Origin of the sequence: Pseudomonas sp. SDI, assembly GCF_003105155.1 — a bacterium.
Lineage (GTDB): Bacteria > Pseudomonadota > Gammaproteobacteria > Pseudomonadales > Pseudomonadaceae > Aquipseudomonas.
Genome location: NZ_QETK01000043.1, coordinates 24515 through 38025, shown reverse-complemented (window position 1 = coordinate 38025; position 13511 = coordinate 24515). Strand labels below are relative to the sequence as shown.

Annotated in this window: 8 protein-coding genes; 4 read left to right on the top strand and 4 right to left on the bottom strand. The window is 64.1% G+C overall.

Annotated elements, in window-relative coordinates; translation table 11 throughout:
* Nucleotides 1-3435 (bottom strand): retention module-containing protein (locus tag DCO48_RS21285; RefSeq protein WP_133247627.1); only part of this gene is annotated, 3435 nt, incomplete at its 3' end.
* A gap of 515 nt (nucleotides 3436-3950) precedes the next feature.
* Between DCO48_RS21285 and DCO48_RS21280 the strand changes: the two genes are divergently transcribed.
* Genes DCO48_RS21280 through DCO48_RS21270 form a run of 3 tightly spaced genes read left to right on the top strand, consistent with a single transcriptional unit; the run spans nucleotide 3951 to nucleotide 8869 of the window.
* Nucleotides 3951-5324, top strand: coding sequence for a TolC family outer membrane protein (locus DCO48_RS21280; RefSeq protein ID WP_116552583.1), 1374 nt, complete (start codon nucleotides 3951-3953; stop codon nucleotides 5322-5324).
* A gap of 27 nt (nucleotides 5325-5351) precedes the next feature.
* Complete coding sequence (locus DCO48_RS21275; RefSeq protein WP_116552582.1) at nucleotides 5352-7502, top strand: type I secretion system permease/ATPase; 2151 nt, start codon at nucleotides 5352-5354, stop codon at nucleotides 7500-7502.
* Between the two features lie 11 nt (nucleotides 7503-7513).
* Nucleotides 7514-8869 carry an HlyD family type I secretion periplasmic adaptor subunit gene (locus tag DCO48_RS21270; RefSeq protein WP_116552581.1) on the top strand — a complete coding sequence of 452 codons (1356 nt, stop codon included), beginning with the start codon at nucleotides 7514-7516 and terminating at the stop codon, nucleotides 8867-8869.
* Between the two features lie 68 nt (nucleotides 8870-8937).
* Here the strand turns inward: DCO48_RS21270 and DCO48_RS21265 are convergent, their stop codons facing one another.
* From DCO48_RS21265 to DCO48_RS21255, 3 genes are all read right to left on the bottom strand, one after another.
* Complete coding sequence (locus DCO48_RS21265) at nucleotides 8938-9537, bottom strand: tRNA-uridine aminocarboxypropyltransferase (protein WP_116552580.1); 600 nt, start codon at nucleotides 9535-9537, stop codon at nucleotides 8938-8940.
* Nucleotides 9538-9620: 83 nt separating this feature from the next.
* A complete protein-coding gene (locus tag DCO48_RS21260) occupies nucleotides 9621-11186 on the bottom strand; it encodes a PAS domain-containing methyl-accepting chemotaxis protein (RefSeq protein ID WP_116552579.1) in 1566 nt (521 codons plus the stop codon).
* A gap of 138 nt (nucleotides 11187-11324) precedes the next feature.
* Nucleotides 11325-12218, bottom strand: coding sequence for a LysR family transcriptional regulator (locus DCO48_RS21255; RefSeq protein WP_116552578.1), 894 nt, complete (start codon nucleotides 12216-12218; stop codon nucleotides 11325-11327).
* A 222-nt stretch (nucleotides 12219-12440) separates the two neighbouring features.
* Between DCO48_RS21255 and speB the strand changes: the two genes are divergently transcribed.
* A complete protein-coding gene (gene speB, locus DCO48_RS21250) occupies nucleotides 12441-13391 on the top strand; it encodes an agmatinase (protein WP_116552577.1) in 951 nt (316 codons plus the stop codon).
* The last annotated feature ends 120 nt before the right edge of the window (nucleotides 13392-13511 follow it).

Sequence of the window (13511 nt, the reverse complement as noted above, 5' to 3'; positions counted from 1 at the left end):
GTCGGTCAGGGTGTAGCTGAAGGTCTCGATGCCGTTGCCGCCGCCATGCAGGTCATAAAACGCCTGCCCGGCCGGGTTGAGGGTGTAGGTGTAGGAACCGTCGGCCGCCAGCACCAACGTGCCGTAGGTACCGCTGAAGGTGCCGGCCGTGATCGGGCCGCTGGTGACCCGGTCGGCGCCCTGGATGTCGTTGCTCAGCACGTTGCCAGTGAGGCTCAGTTGCTGCTCTGTCGCAGTCATCGCGTTGGTATCGGCCACGGCCGTCGGTACATCGTCGACGATGGTCACGTCGAGGCTACCGCTGGTGTTGCTGCCGTCTGTGTCCACCGCGTTGACGGTGAAGCTTTCGGTCAGGTTATTGATGCCGTTGGCCGTTGGGTGCCCTTCGTTGTCCAGCAGGGAGTAGGTGTAGGTCACCACGCCGGTCGTGGCGTTGTAACCGGTTACCGTCAGGGTGTTGCCGAGCACGGTAGTGACCGACTGTGGGAAGCCGTTGGCCACCCCGCCACTAACCACGCTGATACCGCCTACGGTCAAGGTCTGCAAACCATCTGGGGCGTTGATCGTGAAGGTACCGGTCTGCGTCAGTGCTGGCGTGTCTGGGTTGCTGCCGTCGCTGAGGTTTTTCTCCAGAACAGTGAGTTCCGGCCCGTCCAGATTCAGCCCGCTGATCAGCACCGGGTCGTTGAGGTTGCTGACGTTCAACACCAGGTTGGCGGTGCTGACGTCACCGTCGGCGTCGGTCAGGGTGTAGCTGAAGGTCTCGATGCCGTTGCCACCACCGTGCAGGTCATAGAACGCCTGCCCGGCCGGGTTGAGGGTGTAGGTGTAGGAACCATCCGCCGCCAGGACCAAGGTGCCGTAGGTACCACTGAAGGTGCCGGCTGTAATCGGGCCGCTGGCGACCCGGTCTGCACCTTGGGTGTCGTTGCTCAGCACGTTGCCAGTGACGGTCAGGTTCTGCTCGGTAGCCGTGCTGGCGTTTGAGTCGGCGACCGCCGTCGGCGTGTCGTCAACGATGTTCACATCGATGCTGCCGCTGGCGCTGCTGCCATCGGTGTCGGTGGCCACCACCGCAAAGCTTTCGCCGAGGCTGTTGGCACCGTTGGCGTTCGGGTGCGCCTCGTTATCCAGCAAGGTGTAGGTGTAGGTCACCACGCCGGTCGTGGCGTTGTAGCCAGTAACCGTCAGGGTGTTGCCGAGCACGGTAGTGACCGACTGTGGGAAGCCGTTGGCCACCCCGCCACTAACCACGCTGATACCGCCCACGGTCAGGGTCTGCAAGCCATCCGGCGCGTTGAGCGTGAAGGTACCGCTCTGCGTCAGTGCTGGCGTGTCTGGGTTGCTGCCGTCGCCGAGGTTTTTCTCCAGAACAGTGAGTTCCGGCCCGTCCAGATTCAGCCCGCCGATCAGCACCGGGTCGTTGAGGTTGCTGACGTTCAACACCAGGTTGGCGGTGCTAACGTCGCCGTCGGCGTCGGTCAGGGTGTAGCTGAAGGTGTCGATGCCGTTGCCGCCGCCGTGCAGGTCATAAAACGCCTGCCCGGCCGGGTTGAGGGTGTAGGTGTAGGAACCATCCGCCGCCAGGACCAGGGTGCCGTAAGTACCGCTGAAGGTGCCGGCCGTGATCGGGCCAGAGGTGACGCGATCCGCACCTTGGGTGTCGTTGCTCAGCACGTTGCCAGTGACGCTCAGGTTCTGTTCCGTGGCAGTCGTGGCGTTGCTATCGGCAACGGCCGTCGGCGTGTCGTCGACGATGCTCACGTTGACGTTGCCGCTGACCGTGCTGCCATCGGTGTCGGTGGCGCTGATCGCGAAGCTTTCGGCCAGGCTATTGGCGCCATTACCGGCAGCATGCGCCTCGCTGGCGGTGAGGGTGTAGCGGTAGCTCACCTCACCGGTGGCAGCGTTGTAGCCGGTGATGGTGAAAGTGTTGCCCAGGCCGGTGCTGATCGACTGCGGGAAGCCGTTCGGCGCGCCGCCGCTGATCACGCTGATGCCGCCCACGGTCAGGGTCTGCAGACCATCGGACGCCGAGACATTGAAGCTGCCGGTCTGGGTCAGCGCGGCCACATCCGGGCTGCTGCCGTCGCCGAGGTTCTTCTCGAACAGGGTCAGTTGCGGGCCGTCGGCGTTGACGATGTTCAGCCGCACCGGGTCGTCGAGGTTGCTGATGTTCAGCACCAGGTTGGCGGTGCTGCTGTCGCCATCGGCATCGTTGAGCGTGTAGGTGAAGGTTTCGGTGCCCTTACCGCCGCCCTGCAGGTTGATGAAGTCCGGATCGAACGGGTTCAGCGTGTAGGTATAGGAACCATCGGCGGCCAACACCAGGGTGCCGTAGGTACCGACAAAGGTACCGGCGGTGATCGGGCCCGACGGAATCCGGTCGGCGCCCTGGATATCGTTGCTCAGTACATTACCGGTGAGCACCGTCGAGGCTTCCGTGGCGGCGCCCGGATTGCTGTCGTTGAACGCCTGCGGAACGTCGTCGCGCACGTTGACATCCAGCGAGCCGCTGGCAACGTCGCCATCGGTGTCGCTGGCCGAGACCAGAATGCTTTCGCTGACGTTGTTGGCGCCGTCAGCGGTCGGGTGGCTTTCGGCGCCGTTGAGGGTGTAGCTGTACGTGACCACGCCAGTGGCCGCATCATAGCCGGTGATGGTCAGGGTGTTGCCCAGCCCGGTCACGATCGACTGGCCAACCCCGGTAACGGCCCCGGCCGTGATCACGTTGATCCCGCCGATGTTCAGGTTGAACACCCCGTCCGGGGCCACCACGGTGAAGGTCCCGACCTGGGTCAGTGCGGCCGGGTTGCTCGCCGCCCCCTGGGCCAGGTTGGCCTCGTTCATGTTCAGCTCACCACCCTGCACCGACAGGCCGTTGAGCGACACCAGGTTGTTCGGCACCGGCGGGGTGTCGTTGTCGGTGAACGGATTGCCGACGTCCAGATCGCGCAGCTCGGGGAAACCGTTGAAGCCGGCAGTGGGGAAGCCGATGATCGGGTCGACACGGCCGGCCACCTCGGTCAGCAGCACGAAGGAATGGCCGCCGCCCAGTGCCCCCGGTGCCCCGCCAGTCGGCCCGGCCGCAGTGGCTTCGGCATCCTGGGTCGGGTCGCCGCCGGCAGCGATGGCTTGCTGGATTTTTTCCACATCGGTCAGTTGGGCCTGACTCGGCGTCAGCGCATCCGGCGTATCCACATGGGGGGCGCGGTTGGCCAGCAATTCGGCAGTCATCTGCAGGCTGCTGTCGCGGCCCAGGGTTAGTTCGGCACCGTTCTGCATGTGCACCGCCACCGCCCCAGCAGCACCGGTTTCCAGCTGCTCGCCGGCAAACAGGCGGTCGCCCTCGACCAGCGCACGACGTGTTCCGTCACTGGCGACGGCGAAGACCTCACCGACCACCTTGCTGACAATACCGATTAACTTGGCCATGTACGCACTCCTCCACTGCCGAAGGGCTTTTTCGCAGAAAAGTGCTTGGGTATGGCGTGCAAGGCGCCCGAAGCCGCCTGCTTGAGTCAGAGCACTGCACAACGCGGGTGCGGCCAGATCTCAATGAAATCAATGACCTCGCCCGCGTAATACTCCGAAGAAGTGGCAGTGGGAAGTGGCGCCTGGCTGTCTGCCAATTTTTTGTCGCCAACTTCGCCCTGCCTCCATCCCCTCCGCTACATCCGTTGCCCTATGCCGCAAAAAACCTGGGACTCTCACTGACGCCGGAAAAAAGCGCCCTAGCGCTGATGAACCGGTTGCCTGAGTAGAACTGTGTCTTGGATTTCTTAGACCGCATAAGTTTTTTTTCGCATAACCGTTATGACAAATTCTTCTTAGCTTCCTTAATAAATGTTCTTAGCTCTGTTGTTACAAGCCTGAAACGGTTTGAGCTGATTTATCGTCATTTTTTTGGCGACAGCGGCACCTCATAAGAGATCAGGGAGATGTACCCCATGCGCGTTTTGACCCCCATCACCAGTGCGATTCTATTGGCCATGGCCTGCGCCAATGCTCAGGCGATGTCGATTACGGAGGCTGTGCAGAGCGCCGTGGACCAACATCCGGAAATCAATGCCAGCCGAAACAGCAGACTGTCGGCCGATGAAGACGTGAACTTTGCCAAGGGCGGTTACTACCCCAGTGTCGACCTGATCGCCGGCTACGGCCGGCAGCGCTCGGACAACACCAACACCCGGGGCCTCAACCCCGACGGCAGCCGCAACCACAACAAGGAGACGCTCAACTACACCCAGTCCGAGCTGCGCCTGCGGCAAATGCTGTTCGACGGTTTCAATACCTCGAACGAAGTCGGGCGGACCAAGGCGGTGGTCAACTCGCGCGCCTATTACACCCAGGCCACGGCCGAAACGGTGGCCCTGCGCGCCATCGAGGTGTACCTGGAAGTGCTCAAACGTCGCGAGCTGGTGACCCTGGCCAAGAACAACCTGCAAGCGCACCTGCGGGTCAACGACCAGATCGGCCTGCGCAGCGAACGCGGCGTCGGTAGCAATGCCGACCTCGATCAGTCCAAGGCGCGTCGCGCACTGGCGGAAAACAACCTGGACACCGCCGAAGTCGACCTGGCCGATGCCGAGGCGAACTTCTTCAGCGTGATCGGTCGCTCGGCCGACGAGCTGGAAACCCCGGTAACGATCAAGGGCGAGCTGCCGGCCGACCTCGGCGCCGCGCGCCAGGGCATGCTGGAAAACAACCCCTACTTGAAGTCGGCACAGGCCGACGTGCAGGCCGCCGAGCAGCAATACGAAGTGGCCAAATCGCCGTTCTATCCGCGCCTGGACGCCGTGCTGGCCACGGGGGCGAACAACAATACCGCCGGCCAGGTCGGTCACGCCAACAACGATTGGCAAGCCGGTGTCGAGCTCAGCTACAACCTGTTCCGTGGCGGCAGCGACAAGGCTCGCCTGCAGTCGGACGCGCACAAGATCAATCAGGCCATGGACATCCGCAACAACGCCCTGCGCACCCTCAACGAGAACCTCTCGCTGGCCTGGAACGCCATGACCAACGCGCGCAAGCAAACCCCGAGCGCCCGTGAATACGCCGACACCACCACCCGTGTGCGGGCCGCCTATCAGGATCAGTTCGGCCTCGGCCAACGGACCCTGCTCGACGTGCTCGACAGCGAAAACGAGCTTTACAACGCCAACCGCCGCTATACCGAAGTGCGTTACACCGAGGAGTTCTCGATGTACCGCGTCCTGGCCAACATGGGCGAGCTGCTGAGCAAGCAACGCATCGCCCTGCCGCCAGAAGCCATTGCTGCAAGCGAAGTCCGGACCGACGCCAGGTTGCCCGATATGCGTTGAGTGTTTCCGCCGCCTCAGGAGTAGGCCATGACCAGCATGCAACCGGCGAGCTCGGTGGACCCCCGCCAGAGTTTCGACGATCCGTTACTCGATGGGCTGTTGATTCTCTGCAAGCTGCACGGTTGCTCGGTAAGCCGGGCCAGCCTGTGCGCCGGCTTGCCGCTGGCACAGCAACGCCTCGACCTCGACCTGCTGCCGCGCGCGGCAGCGCGGGCCGGCTTACAGGCGCGGGTGCTGCGGCGCCCACTGGAGGCTATTTCGGCCCTCAACCTGCCGGTGCTGTTGCTGCTCGACGGCGGCCGCTGCGCGGTGCTGCAACGCTGGGACAACGACCGCGCGCTGATCCTGCCCAGCGAAGCCGAAGGCGGCGAGCAGTGGGTCAGCCGCGAGGAACTGACCCAGGCGTATGCCGGCCAGGCCCTGTTCGCCCGGCCGCGCCACGAACTGGAAGACCTGCGCAGCCCGCTGATGCCACGGGTCGATGCCTGGTTTCGCGACACCCTCAAACTGTCGCGCTGGCTGTACAGCGATGCGATCCTGGCCAGCCTGCTGATCAACCTGCTCGGATTGATGGTGCCGCTGTTCGTCATGCAGACCTACGACCGCGTGGTGCCCAACCAGGCCACCTCGACGCTGTGGGTACTGGCGATCGGGCTGCTGATCGGCACGCTGTTCGAACTGACCTTGCGTGTGGTCCGCGCGCACCTGCTTGACCAGGCCGGAAAAAAAACCGACCTGATCCTTTCGGCAACCTTGTTCGAGAAAATCACCGGAATGTCGATGAAGGCCCGCCCGGCCACGGTCGGCGGCTTCGCGCAGAGCATTCACGACTTCCAGGGCCTGCGCGAATTCCTCACTGCGGTGACCCTCACCAGCGTTATCGACCTGCCCTTCGTGGTGCTGATGCTGCTGGTGATCGGCCTGCTCGGCGGCTGGCTGGTAGTGATCCCGCTGATTGCCTTTCCGGTCACCATCATCTTCGCCATGCTGATCCAGAGCCGTCTGCGCGACACCGTGCAAAAAAGCCTGAGCCTGGGTGCGGTGCGCCAGGCGCTGCTGGTGGAAACCCTGGGCGGACTGGAAACGCTGAAGGCCTGTAGCGCCGAGAGCGAGCGCCAGTACCAGTGGGAAAGCACCCACGGCGCGCTGACCCGGCTCGACGTGCATGCGCGCAACCTATCGGCCCTGGCCACCAACGGCACGCTGTTCATCCAGCAGTTCTGCGGCATGGCAACCATCGTCGCCGGGGTCTACAGCATCATCGCCGGCAACCTCAGCGTCGGCGCCCTGGTGGCCAGCTACATGCTCGGCAGCCGGGTGCTCGCGCCACTCGGGCAGATTGCCGGGCTGATCACCCGCTACCAGCAGGCGCAGCTAACCATGAAAAGCACCGACGCGCTGATGAGCCTGCCGCAGGAGCGCCAGCCCGGCCAGCAACCGCTGGAACGCACCCAGCTGCAGGGCGCGCTGGAGATCAGCCGGGTCAGCTTCCGTTATCAGGGGCAGAGCGCCCCGGCGTTGAATGGGGTGAGTTTCAGCGTCAAGCCTGGCGAGCGGATCGGCATCATCGGCCGCAGCGGCTCGGGCAAGAGCACCCTGGCGCGGCTGATGATGGGCTTCTACGAGCCCGACGACGGGCAGATCCTGCTCGACAACCTCGACCTGCGCCAGCTCGACATCGCCGACCTGCGCCAGCAGATCGGCTACGTCGCTCACGACCTGCCGCTGCTGGCCGGCAGCCTGCGTGACAACCTGACCCTCGGCGCACGCTACGTCAGCGACGCGCGGATGCTGGAAGTGGCCGAACTCACCGGCGTCAGCGAGCTGGCCCGGCAGCACCCGCACGGCTTCGACCGGCCGGTGGGCGAACGTGGCCAACTGCTCTCCGGCGGTCAGCGGCAAGCGGTGCTGCTGGCGCGGGCGATGCTGCTGGAGCCACCGATCATGATTCTCGACGAACCCACCAGCCACATGGACAACAGCAGCGAAGACCAACTGCGCCAGCGCCTGCATGGCTGGATCGAGGGCAAGACCCTGCTGCTGGTGACCCATCGCACCTCGATGCTCAGCCTGGTCGACCGGCTGCTGGTGCTGGACAACGGCAAGGTGGTGGCCGACGGGCCGAAGGATGCGGTGATCGATGCACTGCGCAAGGGCCGTGTCGGCTCGGCGCTCTGAGGGGGTGCAACATGTCCGCCAGATCTGCGATTCGCAGCTATTTCCAGAGTTTCGGCAAGACCGCCGAGCGCGACTACATGCCGGACCTGGCCGGCGCCACTCTGCAGGATTCGCCGCGCCTGTCGCGGGTTACCGTGTGGCTGGCGGCGGCGCTGCTGCTGGTGGCGCTGCTCTGGGCCAAGTTTGCCGTGCTCGACGAAGTGACCATGGGCGAAGGCAAGGCCATCCCGTCGAGCAAGGTACAGGTGATCCAGAACCTGGAGGGCGGCATCGTCACCGAGATCTTCGTGCGTGAAGGGCAGATGGTGAACAAGGGCGATACCCTGCTGCGTCTGGACGACACCCGCTTCAAGTCGAACAAGGGCGAGAGCGAGGCCGACCGGTATGCGTTGACCGCGCAGGTCGAGCGGCTGTCGGCGGAGAGCGAGGGGCGGCCATTCCAGGTGTCGGACGAGGTGCGCAGCAAGTCGCCGCAGGTGGCCGAGGACGAGATGTCGCTGTACCAATCGCGCCAGCGCCGCCTGGCCAGCGAGAAGCAGACGCTCAACGAGCAACTGCGGCAGAAGACCCAGGAGCTGGCCGAGTTTCGTTCCAAGCTGGAGCAATACCGGTCGAGCCTGGGCTTGCTCCAGCAGGAGCTGAACATGTCGACGCCGCTGGTCGGTACCGGGGCGATTTCGCCGGTGGAGATCCTCCGTCTCAAGCAGCGCTCGGTGGAGGCACGCGGGCAGATGAATGCCACGGCGCTGGCGATTCCGCGGGCCGAGGCGGCGGTGGCGGAGATCCGCAGCAAGATCGAGGAATCGGAGGCCGGCTTCCGCTCCGAGGCGGCCAAGGAGCTCAACGAGAAGCGCACCGACCTGTCGAAGATTACCGCCACCAGTATCGCCATCGACGACCGGGTAACCCGCACCACGGTAGTGTCGCCGGTGCACGGGATCATCAAGCTGCTCAAGGTCAACACGATTGGCGGCGTGGTGCAGCCGGGCAGCGACCTGGTAGAGATTGTGCCACTGGAGGACAACCTGCTGATCGAGGCCAAGGTGCGTCCGCAGGATGTGGCGTTCCTGCACCCGGGACAGAGTGCGATGGTCAAGTTCAGTGCCTATGACTACACGATCTATGGCGGTTTGAAGGCCAAGCTGGAGTTGATTGGCGCCGACACGGTGACGGACGACAAGGGCAATGCGTTCTACCTGATCCAGGTGCGTACCGACCGCAATCACCTGGGCGGGGATAACAAGCCGTTGCTGATCATCCCGGGGATGACCGCGACGGTGGACATCATTACCGGGCAGAAGAGTGTGCTGGATTACCTGCTCAAGCCGGTACTGAAGGCGCGCACCGAGGCCTTGCGCGAGCGCTGAGGCACTCGGGGGCTGCTGATGCTCCCACACTTGCTTTTCTGTAGGCGCGGGCTCGTCCCGCGATAGCATCAACGCCGATGATTGCGCTCGAACGTCTCCCGCCCCATCGCCGCAATCTGCCCGTCGATCAACGCCTCGAACGGTCGTAGCAACGCATCGAATGCCTGCGGCGCCTCCAGCACATTCAGTGCCTGCACCACCGCCTCCAGCGTCGACAACGCCCCTTCTTCCGGCGCTTTGCGCAAGCGATAGCGCGACGGCACCCGCACATCCAGGGTCACCCGCGGCAACCCCGCCAGCAGCGGGTTCACATGCAACAGCTTGCGCGCCTTGCGCCAGGTGCCATCCGGCACCACCAGCAACCATGGCCGCGTATCCTCTTCAAGGGCATACGCGCGCACCGCCTCTGCGCCCTCCCCCGGAAACAACAACCCCAGCCGGTAGCCCGGCGTCGCCAGCAGCGCCTCCAGGTCGTCGAACACTTCGCCCACCCGCAACTCGGCATTGCGCAGCCCCAGCGCGGCCAGCTTCGCCGTGTTCAAGGCATGCCTGACCTCGCTCGGATGCTGCAACAGCACCACGCGCGTACGGCTATCGAGGGAAGGAATCAGCGGACAAAGGCAGTGGGATTGTGGGCGCAAGCAGCGCTCGCAGTGGATTCTGGACATCGGGTTCTCCTGAGCTGGCAAAGTGTGCCACAGCAGTTCCCGAAAATAGACCCCACATCCCTGTGGGAAGCGACGAACAAGCCTTAACGGTTAAAGCGTTCGGCCAGGCTGTGCAGGTACTCGGCCATGCGCTCCAGATCCTGACTGATCTGCGCGCCCTGCTTGGCCTGCCCTGCCGAGTGATCGCACAACTGCGCGATGCGGGTGATCTGCTGGTTGATATCCTCGGCCACATGGCTCTGCTGCTCGGATGCCGTGGCCATCTGCTGGCTCATGCCAGTGATGCGACTGACCGCCTGGCTGATCCCGACCAGCGCCGACTGCACCGCCTCGACACTGTGCACGCTGTCGCGGGAAATCTGCTCGCCACGACTGGCCGTGGACACCGCCCGCTCCGCCCCCGCCCGCAACGAACCGATGATCTGGTGGATCTCCTCGGTCGACGCCCGCGTACGCTGTGCCAGCGAGCGTACCTCATCGGCCACCACGGCAAAGCCCCGGCCCTGCTCGCCGGCACGCGCCGCCTCGATGGCCGCATTGAGCGCCAGCAGGTTGGTCTGCTCGGCAATCGAGGTAATCACGTCGACCACGCTGCCAATCGACTGGGTCTGCTCGGCCAGCGCATTCACCGCCTGGCCGATATCGTTGACCGCCTCGGCCATGCTGCCCATCGCCTGGAGGCTCTGCTCGGCCAGGTCGCTACCCTGCTGGGCCAGGTGGTCAGCGTCGGAGGCGGCATGGGCGGTGTTCTGCACGTTGTGCGTGACCTCCTGAATGGTCGCCGCCATCTGCGCGATGGCCGTCGCCGACTGGTCGGTTTCGCTGCGCTGGCGGTCGAGCATCTGCGCCTGTTCGCCAGACAGGTCGGACGACTGCGCCGCCCGCGTTTTGACCCCTACCCCAGCGTCCACCAACCGGGTCAGCGCCGTCTGCAAGCGCGCCTCTTCGCCGATGATGGCCAGGTCCAGCTGGCCCTGCAGGCCGAGGTTGTCGCTGTAGGTCAGCGCCACCAGCGGGCTGGTAAAGGCTTTCGGGTGCTCGGCCAGGGTGCGCCGGATCACCCGGTTATGGCGGTTTTCCATCAGGTACCAGGCGCCCAGCAGGCTCGCCATCAGGATCCCCAGTGCGGCGTACTGCGGCAACCACAGGTAGCTGGCCACCGACACCACGCCAGCCAGCAGCAACGGCCAGCCATGCTCGAGCAGATCGCCCAGGCGCGCCGCCCACGGCGTCGGCGAACGCCCGGCCCGCAAGCGAGCGTAGAGCGCCGAGGCCCTGCGGATCTGCTCGCGGCTGGGCACCGAACGCACCGACTCGTAGCCGCTGATGCGGCCGTCTTCATAGATCGCCGTGACATAGGCGCTGACCCAGTAGAAATCGCCGTTTTTCGCGCGGTTCTTCACGACCCCCATCCAGGGTTTGCCCTGTTTGATGGTTTCCCACATATGCCCGAACACTGCCGGGGGCATGTCCGGGTGGCGCACCAGGTTGTGCGGCTGACCGACGAGCTCGTCGAAGGTAAAGCCACTGATGGCCACAAAGGCGTCGTTGCAGTAGGTGATACGGCTGTTCAGGTCGGTGGTGGAAATCAGCCGTTGGTCGTTAGGAAAGGTTCTTTCGTGCTCAGTGACGGGCAAATTCATGCGCATCTGGGCGTTCCCTGCTTTGGAGGATGATGGGAAATTTCATCAAAGCAAGAACAGGTTTAGCAGAGCATTTACGGGGCTGCGGCCGATTTCACAGGGATTTCGCGCAAATTTTTCGGCTTTTTTTTCAGTGTACTTTGCTCACGCTGGCACGAGCTGTGCTTTGAGCAGATCGCGGAAGGTCTGAATCAAGGGTTCGCGGCTTCGCCCACGCCGCGTGATCATCGAGAACGGCGCCTGATAGCCGAAGGTCGCCGGCGATAGCACCCGCAAATCGCCCTTGTCCGCCCAGGCCTGGGCATAGTGTTCCGGCAGGTAACCGATGTAGGCACCGGACAGCACCAGGATCAGCTGCGCCTCCATGCTTTCCACCGTTGCCGCGCTGTGCTTGAAGCCATGCCGGGCCAGTTCCGCCTGGCTCCAGTAGCCGCGGCCGACCATGCGCTGCTGGGTGATGACCTGCTCGGGGATGCGCCGCTCGTGGTACAGCGGGTGGCGGTTGCTGCAATACAACCAGTGCTGCTCGCGGTACAGCGGCTGATAGACCAGCCCGCTCATGCGCGTGGAGAACGCGCCGATGGCCAGGTCCAGGCGGTTGTCCTGCACACCCAGCTGTAATTCGTAAGGGCTCGATACCGACAGGTGCAAATGCACCGCCGGGTGCTCCTGGCTATAGGCACCGATGGCCTCGGCCAGCGGCAGCGCGCGGTCACCGACGGTGGAGTCGATCACCCCCAGGTTGAGGGTGCCGCGCAACTCGCCCTTGAGCGCCGCGGCGTACTGCTCGAAACCGTCCATTTCAGCCAGCAGGCGCAAGGTTTCCTGATGGAATAGCTCACCCTTGCTGGTCAGGCTGAAGCCGCCACGGCCACGGTGGCAGAGCACGATGCCGAGCGCCGCCTCGAGCTGGCTCATGTAGGTGCTGATGGCCGAGGTCGACAGGTTCAGCTCGCGCTGGGCGTTGGCGAAGCCCTGATGGCGCACCACGCTGACAAAGATGCGCAGCAGTTTCAGGTCAGGCAGGGCGGTGGCCATGGCAAAGGTTTCCCGGGTAGGCGCGGACCTGCGCAGTCTAACCAGATCGCTAGGGATAGTTTAGAAAAACCTGAACTAAGTATTTGCCGGTAGCGATTCTTCTCCCCCACTACATTTTGCAGACTCTGCCGCAATGCAACTGTTGCATGGCGTTTTGCAGTGCTGACGCTGCCCCGGCAACAGGTTCCAACAACTAGAACAATCGAATGATGAGGCCCGACCGTGGACAAGATTCTTCACCAACCACTGGGCGGCAACGAAATGCCGCGCTTCGGCGGCATCGCCACCATGCTCCGTCTCCCGCACCTGGCCACCGCCGAAGGCCTGGACGCCGCGTTCATCGGCATCCCGCTGGACATCGGCACCTCGCTGCGCTCGGGTACCCGTTTCGGGCCACGGCAGATCCGTGCCGAGTCGGTGATGATCCGGCCGTACAACATGGCCACCGGCGCCGCACCGTTCGACTCGCTGTCGGTCGCCGATATCGGTGACGTGGCGATCAACACCTTCAACCTGCTCGACGCCGTGCGCATCATCGAAGCAGCCTACGACGAAATCGTCGCGCACAACGTGATCCCGCTGACCATGGGCGGCGACCACACCATCACCCTGCCGATCCTGCGCGCCCTGCACAAAAAGCACGGCAAGATCGGCCTGGTGCACATCGACGCCCACGCCGATGTCAACGATCATATGTTCGGGGAAAAAATCGCCCACGGCACCACCTTCCGCCGCGCCGTGGAAGAAGGCCTGCTGGACTGCGACCGCGTGGTACAGATCGGCCTGCGCGCCCAGGGCTACACCGCCGAAGACTTCAACTGGAGCCGCAAGCAGGGCTTTCGCGTGGTGCAGGCCGAAGAGTGCTGGCACCAGTCGCTGGCACCACTGATGGCCGAAGTGCGGGAAAAAGTCGGCGGCGGCCCGGTGTACCTGAGCTTCGACATCGACGGCATCGACCCGGCCTGGGCCCCTGGCACCGGCACCCCGGAAATCGGTGGCCTGACCACCATCCAGGGCATCGAGATCATTCGTGGCTGCCAGGGCCTGGACCTGATTGGCTGCGACCTGGTGGAAGTCTCGCCACCTTACGACACCACCGGCAACACCTCGTTGCTGGGGGCCAACCTGCTGTACGAAATGCTCTGTGTTCTGCCTGGCGTAGCACGTCGCTAAGGCCATCGGCGAGGAGCTTCACCCCCGGCAGGAGCCATGAACCGGCAGCGCGCGAAGACGCTGCCGGCGTTGCAGAATGACCCGCGGCAGCTGCCTGCCCGCGGGGTCGATCTCACCATA